Consider the following 25,244-nt stretch of genomic DNA (forward strand, 5'->3'; position numbering starts at 1 on the left):
CCGGACATGACCGGAGCGGAGTCGACGGTGGCGGCCCCGGTGCCCCTGCTCAACGCGGCGAACGTGCTGACCGCGGTGCGGCTGGTGCTGGTCCCGGTGTTCGCGGTCACCGTGGTCGCCTCCGCCATGAGCCACGCCGGCTGGCGGATGGCGGCCTGCGTGATCTTCGTGGTGGCCTCGGCGACCGACCTGGTGGACGGCTGGATCGCCCGCCGGTTCGGGCTGGTCACCTCGCTCGGCAAGGTGGCCGACCCGATCGCCGACAAGGCGCTCACCGGCGCCGCCCTGGTGCTGCTCTCCTGGTACGACCGGCTGCCCTGGTGGGTGACCGCGGTGATCCTCGCCCGCGAGCTGGGCATCACCGCGCTGCGGTTCTGGGTGATCCGGCACGGCGTCATCGCGGCCAGCCGGGGCGGCAAGGTCAAGACCGCGCTGCAGATCCTGGCGATCACCTGGTACCTCTGGCCGATGCCCGACGCGCTGGCCCCGGTCGGTCCCTGGATCATGGGGGCGGCCGTGGTGGTCACAGTTCTCACCGGCTTCGACTACATCGCCCAGGCACTGCGCCTGCGCCGTCCCACCCGCTGACCCGCGTGGCGCCTCGCCGCCGATAACCTCATGATCGGCGAATCCGTGCGCAGGATGAGTAGGTCGCCGCGGGGCGGGAAGAGAGGGCCGGCATGGGGACGGATGCGAACTACGAGCGGCCCGCCGGCAGTCCGGCGGCCTCGGTGGTGCACAGCCTGCACGAGCGCAAGGAGACGCTGGCGACCGCCGAGTCGCTGACCGGTGGGCTGCTCTCCGCCTCGATCGTGGAGATCGCCGGGGTCAGCGGGGTCTACCGGGGCGGCCTGGTGGTCTACGCCACCGAGTTGAAGTCGGAGCTGGCCGGCGTACCGGCGAACCTGCTGGCCGAGCGCGGACCGGTCGATCCGGACGTGGCCGCCGCCCTCGCCGAGGGCGGGCGGCGGCGCTGCGGCGCCGACTGGGGCCTGGCCACCACCGGCGTGGCCGGACCGGAGCCGCAGGACGGCAAGCCGGTCGGCCTGGTCTACGTGGCGGCGGCCGGGCCCGGCGGCACCGAGGTGCGCGAGCTGCACCTCGACGGTGGCCGGGACCACGTCCGCTCGGCCGCGGTGATCGAGGCGCTGCGCCTGCTCGCCGAGCAGATCCACGCCGCCCCGGAGGCCGACGGGGCGCAGTCCGCCGACGAGGCGGACGGCACCGACGACCGGGCCGGAGCCGGCCAACGGTGACCCCGTCCGCGACACGCCCGACCGCGGGCGTTCCGGCCCGGGGCCGCCGACCGGCCGGCGAGGCCGGTTGCGCAGGATTGGAGAGGCGGGGTGGGATGTCGTCGGGGCGACCAACGGGTACGGTTGCGGGAAGGCTCCGGCGGACGACGCCGGCGACGGGGCGGTCCACCGCGCCCGGCGCGGCACGCCCGGCCGGAGATGGTGGTTCCCGTCCAGGGGGAGGTGCGATGGTTCTGCTACGCCGGGTGATCGGTGACGCACTGCGGGCGCGCCGGCAGGGGCAGCACCGCACCCTCCGCGAAGTCTCCTCCGCCGCCAACGTGAGCCTCGGCTACCTCTCCGAGATCGAGCGCGGCCAGAAGGAACCCTCCAGCGAGCTGCTGGCCGCGATCTGCGACGCGCTCGGCGCCCGCCTCTCCGAGCTGCTCAGCGAGGTCAGCGACACGGTGGCGCTGGCCGAGCAGATGCCCGGGGTGCTGGTGCCGGTGGCCGACGAGTCGATCGAGCCGACGCCGGCCGTGCGCAAGGCCACCAACCGGGGGGTCCGCCAGGTCAGCTCGGACGGCTCCGTGGCCGTCCAGGTCCGCCAGGACTCGCCGCTCAAGGCGACGCTGCGCACCACCCGGGTCCGCCCCGCGGACCGGGACGTGGTCTGCGCCGCCTGATCCCGCCCGTCGCGCCGTGGCCGCCGGTGGCGACCGAGTCGTAGTGTTGATCAGGGTCGTACGGGGTGCCGGGTTGGCGTCCGACTGGGACGATGGAGGCACACCGCGCGGCTCGCCGGTCGACCCCGGTCGGGCGACGCGACGCTACTGAGGGGACAAGGCGGAGATGGCGAACCCGTTCGTCAAGGGTTGGAAATACCTGATGGCGCTCTTCGGCGCGAAGATCGACGAGCACGCCGATCCGAAGGTGCAGATCCAGCAGGCCATCGAGGAGGCCCAGCGGCAGCACCAGGCGCTGGTCCAGCAGGCGGCCGCCGTGATCGGCAACCAGCGCCAGCTGGAGATGAAGCTGTCCCGACAGATGACCGAGGTCGAGCAGCTCCAGGCCAACGCCCGGCAGGCCCTGGTCCTGGCCGACCAGGCCCGGGGTCGCGGCGACGAGACCGAGGCCGGGCGTTACGAGCAGTCCGCGCAGCTCCTCGCGAGCCAGTTGGTCTCCGCCGAGCAGGCGATGGAGGACCTCAAGACCCTGCACGACCAGGCGCTCGGCGCGGCCGCGCAGGCCCGCAAGGCGGTCGAGAACAACTCGATGATCCTCCAGCAGAAGCTGGCCGAGCGCAGCAAGCTGCTCAGCCAGCTCGAGCAGGCCAAGATGCAGGAGACGGTCGCCCGCTCGCTGGAGTCGATGTCGGCGCTCACCGCCCCCGGCACCACCCCGTCGCTCAACGAGGTCCGCGACCGGATCGAGCGCCGCTACGCCGACGCTATGGGCCGGGCCGAGCTGGCCGGCAACTCCGTCGAGGGCCGGATGCTGGAGATCCAGAAGGCGAGCCTCGACTCGGCCGGGTCGGCGAGACTGGAGCAGATCCGGTCGAGCATGGCCGGCGAGCAGCTCGGCGGCCGGCAGGAGCGCCCCGCGGTGGGGCAGCCCGCCGACCCGGCGGCCGCCGCCCGGCTCGACGAGATCCGGGGCACCATGAGCCGGGAGCGCGGCACCGGGGAGAGCACCACGAGCTAGGGGACGGGGGAGACCCATGGTCGACGAGCGGGCGCGGCACTTCCGCCGGCTGCGCAGGTTGCGCCGGTCGGCGCAGCGCTGGAGCGTCCTGGCGGGTGGGCTGGGCGGCGCGGCCGCCGTGCTGACCCCGTACGCCGGGCTGGGCCTGCCCGACGCGGCCTGGGCCGGGGCCGCCGGCAGCGCCATCGCCGTCGCGGTCTGGCGCTGGGCCGACCTGAGAGTCCTCGCCGCCGCGCCGGCCCCGCCGGCCCTCGACCCGGCCGAGGCCGCCGCCCGCTCCCGCGCGCGGCTGGTCGCCGCGGTCGAGCGGCTACCCGTGGGCCCCGGCGTCCTCGCCGAGGTACGCCGCGTCCGCTCCCGCCTCGCACTGCGTGGCACCACCGCCGCCAAGGCCTGGGCCCGGCTGGACCGGGCCGCGCTGACCCTGGCCGGGCTGGCCGTCGCGCTGCTCGTCGCAGGAGCGCTGCTGGTGCCGTGGAGCCGGCCGCCGGCGCCCCGCGCCGACCAGCTCGCGGCGCTGCGCGCGCTCCCCGTCGACCAGGTGGCCCGGGGCCGGGCCTTCCACGGCGCGCTGCGCCCGGCCGGCTGGTCGGCGCTCGCCGTCGGCCTCGTGGTGGCCCTGCTGCTCGGGTTCACCCCGCTCGGCGGCCGCCTGGTCGAGCTGGCCGGCCGGCCCTTCGGCGGGCACTGGGCCGCCCAGGCGGTGCTCGGCGGGCTGGCCGTGATGTTCCTCGCCGACATGCTCACCCTGCCCTTCGCCGCCTGGCGGCAGACCGTGCTGACCCGCTACGGGCTGAGCACCCAGGGCTGGGGCGGCTGGGCCGTCGACCTGCTCAAGTCGTACGCGGTCAGCGCGGTCATCGGCGCGCTCGTCCTGCTCGGCTTCTACACGGTGGTCCGGCTCTCCCCGCGCTGGTGGTGGGCGTTCGGCGCGGCCGGGGCCGCCGCGCTCGTGGTGCTGCTGTCGTTCGTGCTGCCCGTGCTGGTCGAGCCGGTGTTCAACCGGTTCACCCCCATGGAGCCCGGCCCGCTGCGCACCGAGCTGACCAGCCTGGCGGCCCGGGACGGGGTGCCCGTGCGCGACGTGCTGGTGGCCGACGCCTCGCGGCGGACCCGGGCCGTCAACGCGTACGTCTCGGGGCTGGGGCCGACCCGGCGGGTGGTCGTCTACGACACCCTGCTGCGCGAGGCGGCCCCGGCCGAGGTGACCAGCGTGGTCGCCCACGAGTTGGGGCACGCCAAGGACCGGGACGTCTGGACCGGCACCCTGACCGGCGCGCTGGGCGCCGCCGCCGCGGTGGTGGCCCTCTACCTGATCGGGTCCTGGGCGCCGCTGCTGCGGCTGGCCGGCGTCGACTCGGTCGCCCAACCACGGGCGTTCCCGCTGCTGCTCGCGCTGGTCACTGTGGCCGGCCTGGTGGCCACGCCGGCGCAGGCGCTGGTGTCCCGGCGGGTGGAGGCGCGGGCCGACGCGCACGCGCTGGCGCTCACCGGCGACCCGGGCACCTTCGAGGCGATGCAGCGCCGCCTGGCCGGGGTGAACCTGGCCGACCCCGACCCGCCCCGCTGGGAATACCTCTGGTCGGCGTCCCACCCGTCCACCGTGGAGCGGATGGCCGCCGCCCGCGCCTACGCCAGGGAGTCCGGCCGATGAGCCGCACCTTGCTGATCACCAACGACTTCCCGCCCCGCCCCGGCGGCATCCAGTCGTTCGTGCACCACCTGGCGGTGCGCCAGCCCCCGGGCTCCGTGGTGGTCTACGCGTCGAGCTGGCGGGGCGCGGCCAAGTTCGACGCCGACCAGCCGTTCGAGGTGGTCCGGGAGCGGACGAAGGTGCTGCTGCCCACCCCGCTGGTGGCCCGCCGGGCGGCCCGGCTGGCCCGGGCGTACGACTGCGACACGGTGTGGTTCGGCGCGGCGGCCCCGCTGGGGCTGCTCGCGGCCGGGCTGCGCCGGCGGGCCGGGATCCGCCGGACGGTGGCGCTCACCCACGGGCACGAGGCCGGCTGGGCCTCGCTGCCCGGCGCCCGGACGGCGCTGCGCCGGATCGGCCGGGGCGTGGACGTCACCACCTACCTCGGCGAGTACACCCGGGTCCGGCTGGCCCGCGTGCTCGACGGGGTGACCGAGCTGCGCCGGCTCGCCCCGGGCGTCGACGTGGACACCTACCACCCCGACGTCGACGGTGAGCGGGTGCGGCTGCGGTTGGGGCTGGCCGACCGGCCGGTGGTGGTGTGCGTCTCGCGCCTGGTCCCGCGCAAGGGTCAGGACATGCTCATCCGGGCCATGCCGGAGATCCGCCGCCGGGTGCCCGACGCCGCGTTGCTGGTCGTCGGCGGCGGCCCCTACCGGGCGGCGCTGCACAAGCTGGCCCGGCAGGTCGGGGTGGAACGCGACGTGGTGTTCACCGGCTCGGTGCCGTCGGCCGAGCTGCCCGCCCACTACGCGGCCGGCGACGTCTACGCGATGCCCTGCCGGACCCGCAACCGGGGCCTGGACGTCGAGGGCCTGGGGATCGTCTACCTGGAGGCCAGCGCGACGGGGCTGCCGGTGGTGGCCGGCGACTCCGGCGGCGCGCCGGACGCGGTCCGCGAGGGTGAGACCGGCTACGTGGTCCGCGGCCGGGACGTGCCGCAGCTCGCCGACCGGGTGGCGACCCTGCTCGCCGACCGGGACCTGGCCCGCCAGCTCGGCGCGGCCGGCCGGGCCTGGGTGGAACGGGAGTGGCGCTGGGAGACCCAGGCCGAGCGGATGGCCGCGCTGCTCGCCGGCTGACCCCGGCCCGGGAGCCGGGCCGGGGTCGCGAAGGCGAACCGGTCAGGTGCGGACCAGGTCCGGCTCCGGCGGGACCGGCCGCGGCGACCGGCGGGCCAACCGCCCCGGCCACCAGGTGCGCATGCCGAGGTCCAGGGTCAGCGCCGGGATGAGCAGGCTGCGCACCAGCAGGGTGTCCAGCAGGATGCCAACCGCCACGATGACGCCCATCTGGACCGACGGCACGAGCGGGAGCACCAGCAGCGCGCCGAAGGTGGCGGCCAGCACCACGCCCGCGCTGGTGATCACCCCGCCGGTGACGGTCAGCGCGTGCAGCACGCCGGGCCGGTGCCCGATCCGGGCGACCTCCTCCCGGGCCCGGGTCATCAGGAAGATCGTGTAATCCACTCCGAGCGCGACCAGGAACAGGAACGCCTGCAGCGGAACCCCGACGAAGAGCCGGGGATGGCCCAGGGCGTCGAGCAGCAGCCCGGCGGCCCCCATGGCGGCCGCGTACGAGAGGACCACGCTGATCATCAGCAGCAGCGGCGCGACCAGCGACCGGAGCAGCAGCACCAGGATGACCAGGACAACCGCGAGCACCAGCGGGATGACCACCCGGTTGTCGCGGTTCACCGTGCGTTCCTCGTCGAGCACGGTGGCGGTCCGCCCGCCCACGAGGGCCTGCGCGTCGGGCACCGCGTGCACCGCGGTCCGCAGCCGGGTGACCGCGTCCCGGGCGGCGTCGCTGTCCGGTGCGGCGCCGAGCACGGCCGGCACCCGCACCCACCGGCCGTCCGCCGAGCGCTGCGGCGCGCCCACCTCGGCGACACCCGGCACGGCGCGGGCGGCATCCACCACCCGGTCCGCCGTTTCGGCGGCGGCCAGGATCTCGGCGGGCGCGGCCGCGCCGCCCGGGTAGTGGGCCGCGATCAGCCGCTGCCCGGCGACCGAGCCGACCTCGGTGGTGAACGACTCGTCGTCGGGCAGGCCCAGGCCGAGGTTGCCGATGCCCAGGGTCAGCGCGGCCAGCGCGGCGGCGGTGCCGAGCCACACCGCCCGGGGCCGGCCGGCGACCAGACCGGAGATCCGGCGCCACACCCCGTGGCCGGCGGTCTGGTCACGGGTGTCGGCGGCGCCGGGAGCGTACCGGGGCACGAACGGCCAGAACAGCCACCGGCCGCACAGCACCAGCACCGCGGGCAGCAGGGTGGTCATGGCCAGCAGCGCGGCGGCGATGCCGACCGCGCCGACCGGGCCCAGGCCGCGGGTGGCCGGCAGGTCGGCCGCGAGCAGGCAGAGCAGTCCGATCGCGACGGTCGCGGCGGAGGCGCAGACCGCGCCGGCAGAGCGGCGCAGCGCGGCCGCCATGGCGGCGTGCCGGTCGGCGTGCCGCCGCAGCTCCTCGCGGTAGCGGGCGATGAGCAGCAGGGCGTAGTCCACCCCGACGCCGAAGACGAGCACGGTGAGGATGGTCTGGCTCTGGAAGTCGACGGCCAGCCCGGCGTGCCGGGCCAACAGGTAGACCACCGCCCCGGCGAGCTGGTTGGCGACGGCCACCCCGACCAGCGGGATCAGCCACAGCACCGGGCTGCGGTAGGTGATCAGCAGGAGCAGGGCGACGGTGAGCGCGGTGGCCAGCAGCAGCGCGCCGTCCATCCCGGAGAACGCGTCGAAGACGTCGTGCTCGGCGGCCGCGTCCCCGGTGAGCGCGGTCCGCAGGCCGGGTGGCGCGCGGTCGGCCAGCCGGTCCTTGAGCGCGCCGACCGCCTCGGCGCGTCGCTCCTCGTCGAGGCTGACCGGCACCGACAGCAGCAGCGCCCGGCCGTCGGCGGCGGCCACCGGCGGGGACACCGCGCCGCCGTCGGCGTACCGGGCGAAGTCGGCCCGGTCGGCCTCGACCCGGGCCTGATCGGCCGGGGTGAGGCCGCTGTCGCGGACGTAGACGGCGATGGCCAGCGGGTGCCGCGACTCGGGGAAGGCCGCCTCGGCCCGCTGCACCGCCCGGCTGCTCTCGGCGCCGGCCGGCAGCGCGCCGAGCGTCGAGTTGTCCTGGACCTCGCCGAGCTTCACGGCGAGCGGGCCGGCCGCCACGAGCAGCGCCAGCCAGAGGAGGAGGACCGCGTACTTGCCGCGGCGGCCGGCGGGTAGGCCGGCCAGGCGTTGTGGGGACATCCGAGGTTCCCTTTCGTCGTCACGGTTGCGGGGTCGGTGACCCCTCCTTTCGATCCTTCGGTCCGGCCGCGCGCGGGTCAGGGGTGTCAGCGCGCCGGCCGGGGTGGTGCCAGCACCACCGATCGGTGGCGGCCGGTGCCGCAGAATGAGGCCGTGGACGGCGTACGCGGACTGCTCCGCACCTGGATCCGGCCCGGCGCGGTCACCGCCGCGCAGGGGCTGCTGATCGCCCTGCTGGCGTTGAGCACCCACGTCGCGCTCTTCGTGCTGTCGCTGGTGTCGCTGCTGCTGATCCCGGTGTTCGGCGTGGGGTTCGCGCTGTTCCCGGTGGCCATCGCGCTGGTCCGGCTCTGCGCCGGCCTGCACCGCCGGCTGGCCCGCTGGGGCGGGGTCGAGATGGCCAGTCCCTACCTGCCGGCTCCGGCGGGGGCGCAGTTCGGCACCTGGCGGCGGTTCCGCTGGGTGGTGAGCGACCCGGCCACCTGGCGCGACCTGTCCTGGCTGCTGCCGGGTGCGGTCACCGGCGCGGTGTGCCTGGCCGCCTTCGCCCTGCCGCTGTACGGCCTGGAGGGGCTGCTCGGGCTCCCGCTCGTGCTGCACCTGACCGTCGGCTTCGGCTACGGCCCGTTCTGGCCGATCGACAACCTCGGCGAGGCGCTGCTCTGCATCCCGCTGGGGGCGCTGTTCCTGGTCGGCGGGCTGGCCGTCGGGCGCTGGCTGGTCTGGCTGCACCTGGCCTTCGCCCGGTTCTTCCTGCCGCCGACCCGCACCGCCGAGCTGGCGCTGCGGGTCCGCCAGCTCACCGTCACCCGGGCCGACACGGTGGACGCGCGGGCCGCCGAGCTGCGGCGCATCGAGCGGGACCTGCACGACGGGGCGCAGGCCCGGATCGTCGCGCTGAGCATGAGCATCGGCCTGGCCGAGCAGCTCGTGGGCGACGACCCGGAGGCGGTGCGGCGGCTGCTCGCCGAGGCGCGGGAGACCAGCGGGCAGGCCCTGGCCGAGCTGCGCGGGCTGGTACGCGGCATCCACCCGCCGGTGCTCGCCGAGCGCGGCCTGGCAGGAGCGGTACGCGCGCTGGCGCTGGCCGTGCCGCTGCCGGTGGCGGTGACCGTCGACCTGCCGGGCCGCCCGGCCGCCCCCGTGGAGTCCGCCGCGTACTTCGCGGTGGCCGAGGGGCTGGCGAACGTCAGCAAGCACAGCGGGGCGTCCCGGGCCTGGGTTGAGCTCGGCCACGCCGGCGGGCGGCTGACCGTCGTGGTCGGTGACGACGGGCGGGGCGGCGCCGACCCGGCGGCGGGCAGCGGGCTGGCGGGGATGGGGCGCCGGCTGGCCGCGTTCGATGGGACGATGGTGGTGACCAGTCCGGCCGGTGGGCCCACCGTCATCAGCATGGAGCTGCCGTGCGAGTTGTCATCGCCGAGGATCTCGCCCTCCTCCGGGACGGGCTGATCCGCATCCTGGAGGCGTTCGGCTGCCAGGTGGTCGCGGCCGTCGACAACGGACCGTCGGTGCTGCCCGCGCTGATCGCGCACCGCCCGGACGTCGCCGTGCTCGACGTCCGGCTGCCACCCACCTTCACCGACGAGGGGCTGCAGGCGGCCATCCGGGCCCGCGCCGAGATCCCCGGCCTGCCGGTCCTCGTGCTGTCCCAGCACGTCGAGCAGCTCTACGCCCGGGAGCTGCTCTCCGACCGGCTCGGTGGGGTGGGCTACCTGCTCAAGGACCGGGTGTCCCACGTGGACCAGTTCGTCGACGCGGTGCGCCGGGTGGCCGGCGGCGGCACCGTCATGGACCCGGAGGTGGTGGCCCAGCTGCTGGCCAGCCGGTCCGGGGCGGGGCCGCTGGACGAGCTGACCGCCCGGGAGCGGGAGGTGCTCGGCCTGATGGCCGAGGGCCGGTCCAACGCGGCGGTGGCGGCCCGGCTCTTCGTCACCGAGAAGGCGGTCAACAAGCACATCAACAACATCTTCAGCAAGCTGCGGATGCCGCCGTCCGGCGACGACAACCGGCGGGTGCTGGCCGTGCTGGCCTACCTGCACGGGGAGGACGGCCGCCGGCCGCGGACCCCGGCCTGACCCGGCTCAGGAGGCGGTGTCGGTCAGGGCGGGGGAGCGGTCCAGGTGCGGCCCGGCCGGCCCCGGGCGGCCGAAGTGCCAGCCCTGCCCGGCGTCGCAGCCGATCGCGCGCAGCCGGGCGGCCTGGTCGGCCGTCTCCACCCCCTCGGCCGTGACGGTCAGGCCGAGGGCGTGCGCCAGGGAGACCAGCGAGGCGAGGATGCGCTCGTCGGTGCGGCTGCGCGGGTCGCCGGCCGGTGCGCGCAGCCCGGCCACGAACTCGCCGGCCACCTTCAGCTCGCTCACCGGCAGGTCCCGCAGGTACGCCAGGTTGCAGTAGCCGGTGCCGAAATCGTCGATGGCCACGCGTACGCCCAGGTCGGCCAGCACCCGCAGGGCGCGGACCGGCTCCGCCACGGTGCTCATCATGGTGCTCTCGGTGATCTCCAGCTGCAGCCGTTCGGCGGGCAGGCCGGTGTGCCCCAGCACCCCCTGCACCTCCTGGACGAGGCCGGGCCGGTGCAGCTGGCGGACGGCGAGGTTGACGCTGACGAACGGCGCGCCGGCCGGCCCGGCCGCCCAGGTGCGCGCCTCGCGGCACGCCTCGGCGAGCACCCAGCTGCCGAGCCGGACGATCAGGCCGGTCTCCTCCGCGAGCGGGATGAAGCTGTCCGGGCGGAGGACGCCCAGCTCCGGGTGGCGCCAGCGGACCAGCGCCTCCATGCCCACCACCCGGCCGTCGCGCAGCCCGGTCAGCGGCTGGTAGTCGAGGTAGAACTCGCCCCGGTCCAGCGCGGCGGGGATCGCCGCGGAGAGGGCGTAGCGGGCCAGGTCGCTTCGGTTGCGGTCGGCGTCGAACAGCGACCAGCGGGCCCCGCCGGCCGCCTTGGCCCAGTGCAGGGTGCTGTCGGCGGCGCGCATCAGCTCCAGCGGCGAGGTGCCGGCCACCTGCCGCTCCACGATGCCGATGCTGGCCGATACGGTCAGCTCGTGCCCGTCGACCAGCGCCGGCTCGCTCACCGCGGCCAGGGCCGCCTCGGCCACCTTCACGACGTCCTCGGTGCAGCCGGTGCGCTCGACCAGGATGACGAACTCGTCGCCGCCCAGCCGGGCCACCAGGTGCTCGCCGAGCGCCCGGCGCAGCCGCCGGGCCACCGACACCAGCAGCGCGTCGCCGACCTGGTGGCCGAGGGAGTCGTTGACCACTTTGAACCGGTCCAGGTCGAGGAAGCACACCCCGATCCGGTCGGCGCCCCGCCCGGCCGCGGTGATGGCGGCGGTGAGCCGCTCGGTGAACAGCGTGCGGTTGGGCAGGTTGGTCAGCGGGTCGTGGGTGGCCTGGTGCCGGAACCGGGCCTCGCTGTCCCGCAGCGCGCGTTCGGCCTGGGCCCGGGCCATCATGGCGGCCCGCCGGATGGCCTCCTGCTCGTCCAGCGTGCGGTCGCGCAGGGCGCGGGCGTACCCGGTGGCGACGGTGGCCAGCAGGCGAGCCATCCGGTCCTCGACGTCGTCGACGGCCAGGTCGAGATCCCGTACGAGGCGGAGCTGGATCACCTCGATGGTGCGGCCGAGCCCCTCCGCGGAGGCGATGTGCGACTGCACCAGCTCGGCGCCGACCTGCTGGCCGATCCGCAGGTCGAACGGGTCGGCGCGCAGGGCCAGCGCCAGCCGCTCGGTGAGCCGCTGGAGCAGCGCCTCCAACTGGGCCTGGGTCAGCGGCAGGTAGCTGGTCCCGGAGACCGCCTTGGCCCAGGCCCGGGCGAAGGCGCCGGGGCGGGAGCGGGTGGTGGCGGTGGCCCCGTCGTCACCCACCGAGCCGCCCGACGCCACCCATGAAGACCGCCTGCGCCGCGTTCTCGGCGTGCTCCGGGGCGTCCGGCCGCCACTGCGGCACCCAGACCACGCCCGGGTCGACCAGCTCGAAGCCGGCGAACAGCGCGGTCAGCTCGGCGCGGCTGCGGATGAAGAGCTGGTTGTCGGTGCGCCGGTAGACCCGCTCGGCCTCGGCTCGCTCGCCGGTGCCGGCCCGGCCGTCGTCGCTGGCCTGCGACATGACCAGGTAGCTGCCGGGGGCCAGCGATGCGCGCAGCGTCCGCAGGAACTCCTCCGGGCGGTCGGCGTCGGGGATGAAGTGCAGCACCGCCACGATCATCACGGCGACCGGCTCGGAGAAGTCCAGCAGCCGGAGGACGTCGGGATGGCGGAGGATCGCCTCCGGCCGGCGCAGGTCCTCCTGGACCACCACGGCCCGGTCGTTGCCGGCCAGGATCTCCTGGCTGTGCGCCACCGCGACCGGGTCGACGTCGACGTAGACCACCCGGGACTCCGGGTCGATCCGCTGGGCGATCTCGTGCACGTTGCCCACGGTCGGGATGCCGGAGCCGATGTCGAGAAACTGGCGTACGCCGGCGTCGGCCAGGAACTGCACGGCCCGGCGGAGGAAGGCCCGGTTGGCCTGGGCCATCAGCGGGGCCTCCGGCACCGCCTCGACCATGGCGCGGGCGGCGGCCCGGTCGGCCGCGAAGTTGTGCGAGCCGCCGAGGTAGTAGTCGTACATGCGGGCCACGCTGGGGCGCTCGATGTCGATGGTCTCGGGTGCCCAGTCCGGCCGCTGCATGCGCTTGCCCCTTTGTGTCGGCGACGCGCGGGGGTCACCGCCGCGCGGATCACCCGGGTATTCTGCCCGCCCGCCGTCCCGGTGCAAAGACCGTCGTCGCTCCGCGTCCGGCCCCTCACCGTACGCGGTCGCGGGGTGCCGGAATGCCGGAGAGGCCCGCGTCCGGCGTGCGGACGGGGGCCTCTCCGGCGTCGAGCTGGCGGGACGCCGTCAGAACTTCGGCGCGTCCGGGGCCTCCAGCAGCCCCAGCCGCAGCGCGGTCATCAGCGCCTGGGCACGGTTGGCGGCGCCGAGCTTCTCGTAGAGCTTCGAGATGTGCGTCTTGGCGGTCGACTCGCTGACGAACAGCTGCTTGGCGATGCCGGCGACGCTCATGCCGTCGGCCAGCAGCCGCAGCACCTGACCCTCGCGCGGGGAGAGCTGCGGACCGGACGGGGCCAGCCGCCGCTTCATCGCCTCGGCCAGGTCCGCCGCGGTGAACGCGCTGGGGGAGGAGGCGGCGTGCCGCGCGGCGGCCACCACCTCGTCCGCCGGGGCGGTCTTCGGTACGAACGCGCTCGCCCCCGCCTCCAGGGCGCCGAAGAGCTGGTCGTCGCCGGCGTACATGGTGAGCACGACGATGCCCATCGACGCGCTGGACTTGCGCAGGGCGCGGGTTGCCTCCAGGCCGCTGCCGTCGGGCAGCCGCAGGTCCATGATCACGACGTCCGGCTGGAGCGCGCCGGCCTGGCGCACGCCCTCCGCGGCCGTGGCGGCCTCGCCCACGACCTCGAACTGCCGGTCCCGCTCGAAGGCGTGCCGCAGACCCTTACGGATCAGATCGTGATCGTCGACAAGGAGAACCTTGGTCCGGGTGGCCGGTGTCGGGCTAGTGGTCATCCTCGGGTTACTCCCCTTCTGCTGCTGCGCTGCCGCGCACCTTATCGCGCCGGGGCGAGGAGCCGAGTACCACCGCCACGGTCGTGCCGCTGGGTTGCCGCGGCCTGATCTCCAACCGGCCCCGGATACGTTCCGCCCTCTCGGCCATGATCGCAAGACCGTAGTGCCCGTCGGGGCGCTGGTCACCGATGCCGTGACCGTCATCCGACACTTCAATTTGCGCGTACGGGGGGTCCACCTCGCAGGTGACCCACAAATTCGCCGCCCCGGCGTGCTTGCGCGCGTTGGTCACCGCCTCCTGCGCGATGCGCAGCAACTCGGCCTCCGTGGCGGCGGGCAGGCGGGCGGTGGATTCGTCCAGGGACAGGTGCACCCGCAGGCCGCCCGAGGCGCCGACGGTGCGGGCGTACTCGGCGATGGCGGCGGCCAGGCCGCCGTGCCGGTCCACCTCGCTGCGCAGCTCGAACAGGCTGAGCCGCAGCTCGGTGATCACCCGGGTGACCTCCTGCCGCAGCGTGCGCAGCGAGTCGGCGGTCTCCTCGGCGTCGTCGTGCACGGTGGCGAGGGCGTTGTCGATGCCGTACCCGACCATCACCAGCTCCTGGGCGACCCCGTCGTGGATCTCCCGGGCCAGCCGCTGCCGCTCCTCGTTGGTGGCCAGCGAGCGCACCTCGTCGAACAGCAGCGCGGCCTCCAGGCGCAGCGCCGCCGGGCCGGTCAGCGCGGTCACCCGGGAGACCACCGGCGGCGGGTACGCGTGCGCGGCGTCCGCCTCGACGACCACCAGGCCGACCGTGCGCACGCCCGCGACCAGCGGCACGATGAGCGCCGAGACCTCGCCGGACTGCCGGGAGCGGGCCTGCGAGCGGGCCGAGGTGGTCGGCTGCTGGCTGGCCCAGGCGTCGGCGATGGCCGAGTCCGCGTCGAGCGTGGTCTCCCAGTCCACCCGGTCCGCGCCGATCTGGGCAAGCACCACGAGCCGGCCGCCGCCGCTGGCCGACAGCACCGCGCCCCGGTCGGTCTTCGCCACCACCCGCAGCTCCTCCAGCAGGTGCTCGGAGATGCCGCCCGGGTCCAGGGTGGCGCCGGGGAGCTGGCGGGCGACCGTGCGCAGCTGGGTGAGCAGCCGGGTGGCCTCCGCGTACGGCTGGGGTTTGCCCTCGCCGCGCACCCGCATCACCCGCTGCAGCATGCCGGCGGTGTAGAGGCCGAGGCCGGCCAGGATCAGCCACTGCGCGCAGACCGTCAGGTAGCCGAGCTGGCCGAGCTGCGGCTCGCCGCCGACCTCGGTGAAGGCCGCGCTGACCAGCAGGGTGGCCGCCGACACCACGAGCAGCGCCGCCCCCTCGCGGAACCGGCGGCGCAGCGCGGTCACGGTGACCGGCACGGCGAGGTACGGCAGCACGGCCGAGGCGCCCAGCCCGCCGGTGACCCCGGTGAGGTGGGTGTCGGCGGCGACCTGGCTGGCGGCCAGACCGAGGACCACCACCTCGGCGAAGCGGCTGATCGGGGCGAGCAGGCGGTGCTGCGGCGCCAGCACGGCGGGCAGCCCGGCGACGCCGAGCAGGGCGATCCACCACAGCTGGGTGGCGTCGCGGGTGGCGAACAGGGTCAGGGCGGCGACCAGCGCGAGCAGGACCGCGCGCGCCGCGGCCGCGAGGGGCTGCGTCTGCGGTGGGCTGGGTGTGGAGGCGGGCACGTGACGGATGGTAGTCAGCCTCGGTAGATGTCCGCGATCTCCGCCGCGTACGTCTTGTGGACGACCTGCCGCTTGACCTTGAGCGAGGGGGTCAGCTCGCCGGTCGCCTCGGTGAAGTCCTGCGGCAGGATACGGAACACCTTGATGGCCTCGGCCTTGGAGACCGACTGGTTGGCCTGGTCGATCGCGGTCTGCACCTCGGCCCGCAGCGCCTCGTTCCCGCGCAGCTCCGCGACGCTGGTGTCCTCCGGGAAGCCGTGCGCGGCCAGCCACTTCGGCAGCGCCTCCTCGTCGATGGTGACCAGCGCCGCGATGAACGGCTGCCGGTCGCCGACCACGAGGCACTGGCTGATCAGCGGGTGCGCCCGCACCTGGTCCTCCAGGACGGCCGGGGCGACGTTCTTGCCGCCGGCCGTCACGATGATCTCCTTCTTGCGGCCGGTGATGCAGAGGTAGCCGTCCTCGTCGAGCTGCCCCAGGTCGCCGGTGCGGAACCAGCCGTCGGCGCTCAGCGCCTCGGCGGTGGCCGCCTCGTTGTGCCAGTAGCCCTGGAACACGATCTCGCCGGCGATCAGGACCTCGCCGTCGTCGTCGATCTGGATGGTGACGCCGGGCAGCGGCCGGCCGACCGAGCCGATCCGGGTGTGCCCGGGCAGGTTCGCGGCGGCGGCCGGCGCCGTCTCGGTGAGGCCGTAGCCCTCGCAGATGGTCACCCCGATGCCGCGGAAGAAGTGCCCGAGCCGGGCGCCGAGCGGGGCGCCGCCGGAGATGGCGTCCCGGCAGCGGCCGCCCATCGCGGCCCGCAGCTTGCGGTAGACCAGCTTGTCGAAGAGCGCCTGCTGGGCGCGCAGCCCCAGGCCCGGCCCGTCGGGGGTCTCCAGCGCCTCGCTGTAGGCGATGGCGACCTTCTCGGCCCGGTCGAAGATCTTGCCCTTCCCGTCGGCCTCGGCCTTCTGCCGCGCGCCGTTGTAGACCTTCTCGAAGACCCGGGGTACGGAGAGCACGAACGTGGGCTTGAACTCCTGCAGCTCGCCGACCAGGTTCTTGGTGTCCGAGCAGTGCGCCATGGTGGCCCGGGCCTGCACGACGCCCACCTGGATGAGCCGGGCGAAGGCGTGCGCCAGCGGCAGGAAGAGCAGGGTGGAGGCGCCCTGGCGGAACAGGTTCGGCAGCACCGGAACGGCGTTGGCGATGTCGGCGTAGATGTTGCGGTGGGTCAGCACGCAGCCCTTGGGGCGGCCGGTGGTGCCGCTGGTGTAGATGATGGTGGCGATGTCGTCGGCCTTCAGCGTCGAGCGGCGTACCTCGACGTCGGCCGGGTCGACCGCCGCGCCGGCGGCGACCAGCTCGTCCACCGCGCCCAGCTCGATCTGCCAGACCTCGCGCAGTTCGGGCAGCCGGTCGCGGACGCCGGCGACCAGGGTGGCGTGCGCGGTGCTCTCCACCACCACGGCGACCGCGCCGGAGTCGGCGAGGATCCAGGCGGCCTGCTCGGCGCTGGACGTCTCGTAGATCGGCACGGTGACCGCGCCCGCGGCCCAGATCGCGTAGTCGAACAGGGTCCACTCGTAGCGGGTGCGGCTCATGAGCCCGACCCGGTCACCGGGGGTCACACCGGCCGCGACCAGGCCGCGGGCCACCGCGACGACCTCGTCGCGGAACTGCCGGCAGGTCACGTCGACCCAGGCGCCGACGGTGCCCTCGGCGCGCCGGACGAACTGCACGGCGTCGGGGGCGACCTCGGCGTTGTCCCAGACCGGGTCGGTCAGGTTGGCCGCGTCGCCGACGGTGACGATCGGCGGAACGGAGAACTCGCGCACCTGCACTCCCTCGTGCTCGCACTGGCCGGCCCGGCCGTGGTCGGCTCTGTCGAAACCTACCCGGCCGCCTCCGGGGAGGAGGTAGGGAGGTTGCCCGCCCGGCTGGTGGGACAGGGCCCCCGCCGGGCGCGCCGCGACGGGCGGGGGTGGAGCGGCACGGGCCGGCCCGCCGCCGGGTAGCCTCCCCCCATGGCGGACTCCTCCACCCAGTCGATCCTCGTCGGCGCGTCACCGGACCGGGTGGCCGCGGTCATCTGCGACTTCGCCCGCTACCCGGAGTGGGCCGAGGCGGTGCGGCGGGCCGAGGTGATCGAGGAGTACGAGGACGGTTACGCCAGCCAGGTCCGGTTCACCATCGACGCGGGCGTGATGGCCGACGAGTACGTGCTGGCCTACGAGTACGCCGAGGACATCTCCCGGATCGAGTGGCACCTCGTGGCGCCCTCGAAGATGCAGAAGTCGCAGCGCGGGTCGTACGACCTCGTCGACAACCCGGACGGAACGACCACGGTGACCTACACCCTCGAGGTGGAGCTGTCCGTGGGGATGCTCGGCATGTTTCGCCGCAAGGCCGAGAAGATGATCATGGATGCGGCGTTGAAGCAGCTCAAGCGCCGGGTAGAAGCACTCGGTGCGGCCCACTGACCCGACCGTCGTCCCGGTTGTCACGGTGAAGGAGCCGAACCATGGGCACCACTGATCCGGGTTCGGCCCGGGAAGAGGCCGAGCGCCTCGTCGCCATGCTGCTGGCCAGCGCGAAGCTGGCCGCCGCCACGCCCGGTTCCGGCCCCTGGGGCCCGCTGGGCGGGATCCTCTCCGGTGTCCTCGGTCACACCCCGGGCGGCGACTCGTCCACCGCGTCCGGCGCCGGTGCGCGTTTCGCCACCGGCTCGCAGGAGTGCTGTGTCTGCCCGGTCTGCCGGGGTATCGCGGCGTTGCGCGATCCGAGTCCGGAATTCGCCGAGCGGCTCGCGACGGGCGCCGGCGACCTGGCCGCCGGCGTGGCCAGCCTGCTGCGGGCGTTCACCCCGCCCGAGCCGGCCGGTCCGGGCGGCCCCACGACGCCGGGCGGGTCCGACGGGGCGGCCGCTCCGACCGGGGCGGGGGACCACGTGTGGCGCGAGGCGACCCGCACCGGGCATGATTCTCAGCCGGCACCCGAGCAGGACGTGTGGTCCGCCGCCACCCGGGGGGAGGGCGCGGCCGAGGAGGGTGCCGTCGACGGCTCCAGGTCGTGGCGTGGCGCCAGCCGCGCCGAGCTGGAGTTGTCGGAGCCGCCCGCCGATGCCGCCGGGCCGGACGTGCCGGCGCCGAGCCGGCCGCCGGCCGGCCGGCCCGTGGTGCCCGCCTCGCGGGCGTCCGGCGAGGTGGGCGAGGACGCACCAGGCGACGGGGCCTGACCACCGGACATCCCGGGATCGCACGGCCGGTTCGGCCGCGCCGGGCAGCACAGCAGAGGGGAGTGGCAGCGGTGACGCTGACCATCGGAGTCGACGTCGGTGGCACGAAGGTGGCCGGCGGTGTCGTGGACGACACCGGCAGGGTCCTCGTGCAGGCCCGCCGGGACACCCCCGCCGACGACGTGGCCAAGACCCGCGACGTCATCACCGAGCTGGTCAGCGAGCTGGCCACCGGCCGGACCGTCGACGCGGTCGGCATCGGCGCGGCCGGCTGGATCGACGCCTCCCGCTCCACCGTGCTCTTCGCCCCCAACCTCGCCTGGCGAGACGAGCCGCTGCGCGAGTACGTCAGCAACGCCACCGGCCTGCCGGTGATCGTGGAGAACGACGGCAACGTCGCGGCCTGGGCCGAGTTCCGCTACGGCGCGGCCCGGGACGCCGACGACTCGATGGTCATGTTCACCATCGGCACCGGGGTGGGCGGCGGGATCGTGCTCGGCGGCGAGCTGGTCCGCGGCGCCCACGGCATCGCGGCCGAGCTGGGGCACATGCTCACCGTGCCGGACGGCCACCAGTGCGGCTGCGGCCGGCTCGGCTGCATCGAGCAGTACGCCAGCGGCAGCGCCCTGGTCCGCTTCGCCCGCGCCGCCGCCCGCCAGGAGCCGCACCGGGCCGCCGCCCTGCTGGAGCTGGCCGGCGGCGAGGCCGAGGGGATCAGCGGGCCGATGGTGACCGCCGCCGCGAAGGGCGGCGACCCGGTCTCCACCGAGGCGTTCGCGCAGGTCGGCCGCTGGCTCGGCACGAGCCTCGCCGACATGGCGCAGATCCTCGACCCGCAGGTGCTGGTGGTCGGCGGTGGCGTGATCGACGCCGGTGACCTGCTGCTCGGCCCGACCCGCCGGTCGTTCACCGACGCCCTGGCCCAGCGCAGCCGCCTGCCCGTCGCCGAGGTGCGCCCGGCCGAGCTGGGCAACACCGCGGGCGTCATCGGCGCCGCCGACCTGGCCCGGCGGATCTGACGTGGCCGACGCAGGCGTGCCGCTGCGGGTCGTCTCCTACAACATCCACAGCCAGCGGGACGACACCGCGGCGCTGGCCGAGGTGGTCCGGGAGGCCGCGCCGGACGTGGTGATCGTCCAGGAGGGGCCACGGCGGTTCCGGTGGCGGCAGAAGTGCGCCACGCTGGCCGACTCGTTCGGGCTGGTCGTCGCGGCCGGCGGCCTGCCGTCGCTGGGCAACGTGCTGCTCACCAGCCTGCGCGTCCGCGCGACGGCCACCCGCTGCCAGCGCTACCCGCTGACACCGGGGCGGCATCTGCGCGGCGCCGCGTACGCCGAGTGCCTCGTGGGCGGCACCCGGTTCCTGCTGGCCGGCTCCCACCTCTCCACCGACCCGGCGGAACGACCCGCCCAGGCGGCCGCGTTCAAGCGGGAACTGGCCGCCGCGACGCTGCCCGTGGTGGCCGGCGCAGACCTGAACGAGGGGCCGGACGGGGCGGCCTGGCGGGCCGTTGCGGACGGACTGACCGACGCGGCCGTCGCGATGGACCGGGCCGACCGGCTCACCTACTCCTGCGCGAACCCCCGCCGGCGCATCGACGCCCTGTTCGTCGACCCCCGGATCAGTGTGGTCGACTACGACGTGGTGGACACCCCGCGGACGCGGCAGGCCAGCGACCACTTCCCGGTCCTCGTGGACCTGCTGCTGCCCGCCGGCGCCTGACGCCCCGCGCGCTCACCGCACGGCCACCTGCCCGCAGCGCCACCCGCCCGCACCGGCCACCCGCCCGCACCGGCCACCTGCCCGCGTCGTGCCACGGTCCGGCGCGGGCCGGTGGCGCGCCGATGGCCGTGTGACGGACCGTGACATCGCCAGCTCCCACCGCCCACCCCTCAACCGCCTTTGCTCTGCAGCCATCTGCGCATCGGTCACCCTGAGTCAGGGTGGCGCCGTCGCTCGACCCCGAGGGTGAGCGGGGAGCGGCAGCTCAGCAGGGTGCTGCGCGCATGGCTGCAGAGCAAAGGCGGCCGAGGGTGCGGTGGGGAGCGGTGGCCAGGCCACACGCTGAGTGATCGCTCGGCTCGTCACGCAGCGCCACGGAAACGGGTCGCCGCAACACTCCACCCTGCGGCGGCTGGACAACGGCGCGCATTGTCGGCAGGATTTCGCACCGACCCGGCACTCGTGCCGCACAAAAGGAGATTCCCCGGTGTCCTCCTCCACCGACCTCGGCCGTCCCGACCCGGACCCCACGGTCGCCCCGACCCGGGACGGCCGCCCGGTTTCCGACCGGGGCGACACCGTCTGCGTCATCGGCGCCGGGGCCAGCGGCCTGACCGCCGTGAAGAACCTCCGCGAGGCCGGCTTCGGCGTGGACTGCTACGAGCGGGAGACCGGCGTCGGCGGGGCGTGGAACTGGCGGCACGACCGCAGCCCGGTCTACGCCAGCACGCACCTCATCTCGTCCCGGCCGTTCACCCAGTTCCCCGACTTCCCGATGCCGGACGACTGGCCGGACTACCCGCACCACGCCCAGTTGCTGTCCTACTTCGAGCGCTACGCCGACCACTTCGACCTGCGCCAGCATGTCTGGTTCGGCACCGAGGTGGTCCGGGTGGAGCCGGTCGAGGGGGACCGCTGGGACGTCACGACCCGCAGCACCGGCGGCTACGGCCCGGAGCGCACCTCCCGCTACGCCGGCGTGGTGCTCGCCAACGGGCACAACTGGTCGCCGAAGCTGCCCCGCTACGAGGGGCTGGAGCAGTTCCGCGGCGAGGTCATGCACGCCTCGTCCTACAAGGACCCGGCGCAGCTGCGCGGCAAGCGGGTGCTGGTGGTCGGCGCCGGCAACACCGGCTGCGACATCGCGGTCGAGGCGGCCCAGCAGGCGTCCCGTTGCTGGCACTCCACCCGCCGCGGCTACTGGTACGCCCCGAAGTACGTCCTCGGCCGCCCCGCCGACCAGGTCAACGACACGCTGCTCGCCTTGCGGGTGCCGCTGCGGGTGCGGCAGTGGCTCTACCACTGGACGCTGCGGCTCACCGTCGGCGACCTGACCCGGTTCGGCCTGCCGCGGCCCGACCACCGGGTCTACGAGACCCACCCGATCGCCAACAGCCAGCTCGTCTACTACGTGGGCCACGGCGAGATCAGCCCCGTGCCGGACGTCGCGCGGTTCGGCGACCGCACGGTCGTGCTGGCCGACGGCCGGGAGATCGACCCCGAGCTGGTCGTCTTCGCCACCGGCTACCTGCCGCGCTTCGAGTTCCTGGAGGGCCGGGTGCTCGGCGACGCGGACGGCTCGGGCCGGCCCCGGCTCTGGCTGAACGCGTTCGCCGCCGGGCACCCCACCCTGGCCGTCGTGGGCCTGGTGCAGCCGGACTCCGGCATCTTCCCCATCTCGCACTGGCAGAGCGTGCTCTTCGCCCGGCTGCTCACCCTGCGCGCCACCCGCCCGGACCGGGCCGCCGCATTCGGCCAGCGGGTGGCGGCCGGTCTCGGCGAGCGGTACTCGGGCCGGGTGAAGGACAGCACCCGGCACTGGTTCGAGGTCGGGCACGCCGACTACCTGCGCGCGCTCCAGCGGGCGCTCCGAGACCTGGAGGACAAGTGACTGCCGAGCGGGTGCGGGTCGTCCGGGGCTGGGAGTGGGCCCGTCCGGAGCGGCCGGCCCGCCGCGAGGTCGTCGCGGCGGTGCCCGAGCTGGACCAGGCGAAGCCGCCCCTGCTGTTCGTGCCCGGGTTCGGGCACGGGGCGTGGGCGTTCGCCGAGCACTGGCTGGGGCACGCCGCCGGGCGCGGCTTTCCGGCGTACGCGCTGAGCCTGCGCGGGCACGGCGGCAGCGAGCCGGCGCCGGGGGCGACGCTGCGGTCGTACACCCATGACGTGGTCCAGGTGGCGGCGAGCCTGCCGCGGCAGGCGGTGCTGGTGGGGCACGGCGCCGGCGCCCGGGTGGTCGCGCACGCCCTGGCCCGCTACCCGGCCCGGGCGGCGGTGCTGGTGGCGCCGGTGCTCGGCGGCTGGGGCACCCTCGGCACGGCGCTGCGCCGCAACCCGGCCGGCACGGTGCCCGCGGTGTTCGGCGCCGGCCTGCGCCTGAACCGCCGGCAGCTGTTCAGCCGGGAACTGCCCGACGCCGACGCCCGTCGCCACCTCGCCCGGCTGGGCCGGGCCGGCCGCCGGGCGCAGTGGCAGCTGCTCACCGGGCGGCAGCCGGAGCCGGCGGTGGGCCGCCCGCCGGTGCTCGTGCTGGGCAGCCCCGACGACCGGGTGGTGCCGGCGGCCGCGCTGACCCGGGCGGCCCGCCGCTACGCCTCGGCCCCGCTGCTGTTTCCCGGCATGGGGCACGACCTGATGCTCGATGCCCGCTGGCGGGAGCCGGTCGACGCGATCCTCGACTGGCTGGAGAAGGACCCGGCGCCCGCCCTCGGCTGAGCGCGGGGTCAGCCGACCCTGGTGCGCCGGGTGACCAAGGCCGTCTCCTCCAGCGCGCTCAGGTAGGAGCCCGCCCAGGTGTGGATGTCGTTGCGGCTCAGGTGCTCCCGCATGGCCCGCATCCGGGCCGCGACATCGTCCGGCGCGGCCCGCAGGGCGGCCAGCAGTGCGGCCTTGAGCCCGTCCAGGTCGTGCGGGTTGACCAGGTACGCCTGCGCCAGCTCGGCGGCCGCCCCGGCGAACTCGCTGAGCAGCAGCGCGCCGGTGCCGTCGACCCGGGCGGCCACGTACTCCTTGGCCACCAGGTTCATCCCGTCCCGCAGCGGGGTCACCGCCATCACGTCGGCGATCCGGTAGAGGGCGACCAGTTCGGTGCGGTCGAACGGCTGGCTCAGGTAGTGGATGGCCGGCTCGCCCACCCGGCCGAACTCGCCGTTGATCCGGCCCACCTGGTGCTCCACCCGGTCGCGGAGGACCTGGTACTGGGCCACCCGGTCCCGGCTGGGCACCACCACCTGCACCAGCACGGTGTCCCGGACCTTGACGTCGCCGCTGGTCAGCAGCTCGTGGTAGGCCTTGAGCCGCTGCTCGATGCCCTTGGTGTAGTCCATCCGGTCGACGCTGAGGATGACCCGCTCCGGGTCGCCGAGATCCTGGCGCAGCCGCCGGGCCCGGTCGGCGACGTCGGGCCGGGCGGCGAGCGCGCCCATCTCGGCCGTGTCGATGGAGACCGGGAAGGCGCCGATGCGGACCACCCGGTCGCCGACGCCGATCCGCCGGTCGGTGGCGGGCAGGTCGAGCACCTTCGCCGCGAGCTGGGCGAAGTTGTGCGCGGCCTGGGCCCGCTGGAAGCCGATCAGGTCGGCGCCGAGCATCCCGCGCAGCAGCTCGGCCCGGCGGGGGAGCTGCATGAACAGCTCCGGCGGCGGGAACGGCACGTGCAGGAAGAAGCCGATCCGCAGGTCGGGGCGGAGGTCGCGGAGCAGCCCCGGCACGAGCTGGAGGTGGTAGTCCTGCACCCAGACCAGCCCGCCGGGCTCGGCCACCTCGGCGGCGGCCTCCGCGAACCGCTGGTTGACCCGCTGGTACGCCTCCCACCAGCGCCGGTGATATTCGGGTTGCTCGACCGCGTCGTGGTAGAGCGGCCAGAGGGTGGCGTTGGCGAAGCCCTCGTAGTGGTCGCGGAAGTCCTCGCCGCTGAGCGCGACGGCGCGCAACCGGACCCCGTCCACGTCGGGCAGGTGCGGGGCCGGGCCGGTGCCGCCGGCCCAGCCCACCCAGGTCGCCGGGGTGTGCCGGAGGAGGGGGTGCAGGGCGTTCATGAGGCCGCCGGGGCTGCGGCGCCACTCGAAGGCGCCGTCCGGCGCCACACTGTCGTCGATGGGGAGGCGGTTGGCGACCACCACGAGGGGACTCTGTCGCATCTCGGGCATTCCGATCAGCAGAGGACCGACCACCGGAAGAGGCGCACAACCCGGACAGCCGGTGCGCGAAGTGACGTTCAGCGGTATTCCTACTGACAGTAAGTTACACCCCTGTTACACGGCCGGCCCGGGACGCGCGTGTCCCGCCATCCGGGCGGCCGGTGCCGAGCGGGGTCAGACGACCGCGCCGTCGTCCGGGTCGTGCTCGTCGGAGTCGCCGGGGCGCAGCCGCCAGATCAGCATCACGAAGCCGGCCAGGATGCCGGTGAAGCCGAGCAGCGTCACCACCGACGGGTCGACCACCGACAGCACGGTCGGCGACAGGAACAGCAGGAACCCGACCACGATGCAGAGCACGCCCAGCACCGCGTACTTCGAGAAGCGCGGCAGCGGGGGCGGCGGTGGCGGGGTGAAGTGCTCCTCGTCCTCGCCGCCGGGCAGGTCGGCGCCGAAGGTGTCCAGGCCGTCCAGGAGCGAGGGCTCGTCCTGCCGCCCGGGGCTCAGCGAGATGCCGGAGACGTCCGCCGCGTAGGGCAGCCGGCGCACGTCGGTGGCGGTCGGACCGGCGGTCTCCTCGGCACGGCCCGGTGCGCCGCCGCCCGGGGTGGTCGGGTCCACCGGCTCGTCGACGTCCTCCGCGGCCGGCCAGGGGTGGCTCCCGCCGCTCGGCGCGGTGTGGAAACCGGCGACGATCTTCGCCCACTCGGCCTCGATGTCCGGCTCGTCGTCGCGGGCCGGCTCGCGGCCCTCCTCGTCGCTGAGCTGCGTGAGGTAGTCGCGGGCGGTGGTCAGGTGCGAGCGGTCGACGTAGAGCCGGTCGATCGGGCGGGACGGGACCGTGGTGGTGCGGGTCACCGGGTTGAGGTCGGCCGAGGGCTGGAGGTAGGCGGCGATCCCGCCCGCGGCGAGCACGTCGAGCAGGTGCTCACCGACGCGCGGATCGACGTCGCCCGCGACCGCGTACTCGGCCGCGTCGAGCCCGTTGTCCCGCCGTCCCCGACGGGGCCCACCCCCTGACACCGGACACCCCCTTCGCCGCATCGTCG

At 75.0% G+C, this 25,244-nt stretch carries 22 protein-coding genes; 14 read left to right on the top strand and 8 right to left on the bottom strand.

Going from position 1 to position 25,244, the window contains the following annotated elements:
• Positions 1-6: 6 nt before the first annotated feature.
• The 6 genes from pgsA (at position 7) to F8274_RS05620 (ending at position 5,714) form a co-directional block, all read left to right on the top strand.
• Complete coding sequence (pgsA, locus tag F8274_RS05595; protein WP_151461199.1) at positions 7-588, top strand: CDP-diacylglycerol--glycerol-3-phosphate 3-phosphatidyltransferase; 582 nt, start codon at positions 7-9, stop codon at positions 586-588.
• A gap of 92 nt (positions 589-680) precedes the next feature.
• Complete coding sequence (locus F8274_RS05600) at positions 681-1,256, top strand: CinA family protein (protein WP_151461200.1); 576 nt, start codon at positions 681-683, stop codon at positions 1,254-1,256.
• A 227-nt stretch (positions 1,257-1,483) separates the two neighbouring features.
• Positions 1,484-1,921 carry a helix-turn-helix domain-containing protein gene (locus F8274_RS05605; protein ID WP_151461201.1) on the top strand — a complete coding sequence of 146 codons (438 nt, stop codon included), beginning with the start codon at positions 1,484-1,486 and terminating at the stop codon, positions 1,919-1,921.
• 166 nt (positions 1,922-2,087) lie between these two features.
• A complete protein-coding gene (locus tag F8274_RS05610) occupies positions 2,088-2,939 on the top strand; it encodes a PspA/IM30 family protein (RefSeq protein ID WP_151461202.1) in 852 nt (283 codons plus the stop codon).
• A gap of 403 nt (positions 2,940-3,342) precedes the next feature.
• Entirely contained in the window at positions 3,343-4,593 is a 1,251-nt protein-coding gene (locus tag F8274_RS05615; protein ID WP_151461231.1) for a M48 family metallopeptidase, read from the top strand.
• The gene (locus F8274_RS05620) at positions 4,590-5,714 is read left to right on the top strand and encodes a glycosyltransferase family 4 protein (protein WP_151461203.1); all 1,125 of its coding nucleotides are present in this window, start codon (positions 4,590-4,592) and stop codon (positions 5,712-5,714) included. Before F8274_RS05615 ends, F8274_RS05620 begins: the two co-directional genes overlap by 4 nt.
• A gap of 42 nt (positions 5,715-5,756) precedes the next feature.
• On the opposite strand, the gene F8274_RS05625 is transcribed toward F8274_RS05620, so the two are convergent.
• Positions 5,757-7,868: an MMPL family transporter gene (locus F8274_RS05625; RefSeq protein WP_151461204.1), complete on the bottom strand. Its 2,112-nt coding sequence runs from the start codon at positions 7,866-7,868 to the stop codon at positions 5,757-5,759.
• 153 nt (positions 7,869-8,021) lie between these two features.
• Here F8274_RS05625 and F8274_RS05630 point away from each other — a divergent pair, with 153 nt between their 5' ends.
• A complete protein-coding gene (locus F8274_RS05630; protein ID WP_225853621.1) occupies positions 8,022-9,320 on the top strand; it encodes a sensor histidine kinase in 1,299 nt (432 codons plus the stop codon).
• Entirely contained in the window at positions 9,272-9,946 is a 675-nt protein-coding gene (locus tag F8274_RS05635; RefSeq protein WP_151461205.1) for a response regulator transcription factor, read from the top strand. The genes F8274_RS05630 and F8274_RS05635 overlap by 49 nt, the downstream gene beginning before the upstream one ends.
• A gap of 6 nt (positions 9,947-9,952) precedes the next feature.
• On the opposite strand, the gene F8274_RS05640 is transcribed toward F8274_RS05635, so the two are convergent.
• The 5 genes from F8274_RS05640 to F8274_RS05660 all read right to left on the bottom strand — a co-directional run bounded on the left by F8274_RS05640 (position 9,953) and on the right by F8274_RS05660 (position 16,940).
• Positions 9,953-11,737 (bottom strand): bifunctional diguanylate cyclase/phosphodiesterase, encoded by a 1,785-nt coding sequence (locus tag F8274_RS05640; RefSeq protein ID WP_151461206.1) that lies wholly within the window; start codon positions 11,735-11,737, stop codon positions 9,953-9,955.
• The gene (locus tag F8274_RS05645; protein WP_151461207.1) at positions 11,730-12,542 is read right to left on the bottom strand and encodes an SAM-dependent methyltransferase; all 813 of its coding nucleotides are present in this window, start codon (positions 12,540-12,542) and stop codon (positions 11,730-11,732) included. The genes F8274_RS05640 and F8274_RS05645 overlap by 8 nt, the downstream gene beginning before the upstream one ends.
• A gap of 210 nt (positions 12,543-12,752) precedes the next feature.
• Complete coding sequence (locus tag F8274_RS05650) at positions 12,753-13,421, bottom strand: response regulator transcription factor (RefSeq protein ID WP_007072219.1); 669 nt, start codon at positions 13,419-13,421, stop codon at positions 12,753-12,755.
• 7 nt (positions 13,422-13,428) lie between these two features.
• Positions 13,429-15,120, bottom strand: coding sequence for a GAF domain-containing sensor histidine kinase (locus F8274_RS05655; protein WP_151461208.1), 1,692 nt, complete (start codon positions 15,118-15,120; stop codon positions 13,429-13,431).
• A 14-nt stretch (positions 15,121-15,134) separates the two neighbouring features.
• Complete coding sequence (locus F8274_RS05660; protein ID WP_151461209.1) at positions 15,135-16,940, bottom strand: long-chain fatty acid--CoA ligase; 1,806 nt, start codon at positions 16,938-16,940, stop codon at positions 15,135-15,137.
• Between the two features lie 189 nt (positions 16,941-17,129).
• Between F8274_RS05660 and F8274_RS05665 the strand changes: the two genes are divergently transcribed.
• From F8274_RS05665 to F8274_RS05690, 6 genes are all read left to right on the top strand, one after another.
• Positions 17,130-17,585, top strand: a complete 456-nt coding sequence (locus F8274_RS05665; protein WP_151461210.1) for an SRPBCC family protein — start codon at positions 17,130-17,132, stop codon at positions 17,583-17,585.
• A gap of 41 nt (positions 17,586-17,626) precedes the next feature.
• A complete protein-coding gene (locus F8274_RS05670; protein WP_151461211.1) occupies positions 17,627-18,340 on the top strand; it encodes a hypothetical protein in 714 nt (237 codons plus the stop codon).
• A 71-nt stretch (positions 18,341-18,411) separates the two neighbouring features.
• The gene (locus F8274_RS05675; RefSeq protein ID WP_151461212.1) at positions 18,412-19,359 is read left to right on the top strand and encodes an ROK family glucokinase; all 948 of its coding nucleotides are present in this window, start codon (positions 18,412-18,414) and stop codon (positions 19,357-19,359) included.
• A gap of 1 nt (position 19,360) precedes the next feature.
• Complete coding sequence (locus F8274_RS05680) at positions 19,361-20,062, top strand: endonuclease/exonuclease/phosphatase family protein (RefSeq protein ID WP_151461213.1); 702 nt, start codon at positions 19,361-19,363, stop codon at positions 20,060-20,062.
• Positions 20,063-20,549: 487 nt separating this feature from the next.
• A complete protein-coding gene (locus F8274_RS05685; protein ID WP_151461214.1) occupies positions 20,550-21,953 on the top strand; it encodes an NAD(P)/FAD-dependent oxidoreductase in 1,404 nt (467 codons plus the stop codon).
• Positions 21,950-22,774 (top strand): alpha/beta hydrolase, encoded by an 825-nt coding sequence (locus tag F8274_RS05690; protein WP_151461215.1) that lies wholly within the window; start codon positions 21,950-21,952, stop codon positions 22,772-22,774. Before F8274_RS05685 ends, F8274_RS05690 begins: the two co-directional genes overlap by 4 nt.
• A gap of 8 nt (positions 22,775-22,782) precedes the next feature.
• Here F8274_RS05690 and F8274_RS05695 read toward each other — a convergent pair whose 3' ends face one another.
• Positions 22,783-24,198, bottom strand: a complete 1,416-nt coding sequence (locus F8274_RS05695; RefSeq protein WP_151461216.1) for a trehalose-6-phosphate synthase — start codon at positions 24,196-24,198, stop codon at positions 22,783-22,785.
• Between the two features lie 174 nt (positions 24,199-24,372).
• The gene (locus F8274_RS05700; protein WP_151461217.1) at positions 24,373-25,218 is read right to left on the bottom strand and encodes a DUF308 domain-containing protein; all 846 of its coding nucleotides are present in this window, start codon (positions 25,216-25,218) and stop codon (positions 24,373-24,375) included.
• Between the last annotated feature and the right edge of the window lie 26 nt (positions 25,219-25,244).

Origin of the sequence: Micromonospora sp. AMSO31t, assembly GCF_008868175.1 — a bacterium.
GTDB lineage: Bacteria > Actinomycetota > Actinomycetes > Mycobacteriales > Micromonosporaceae > Micromonospora.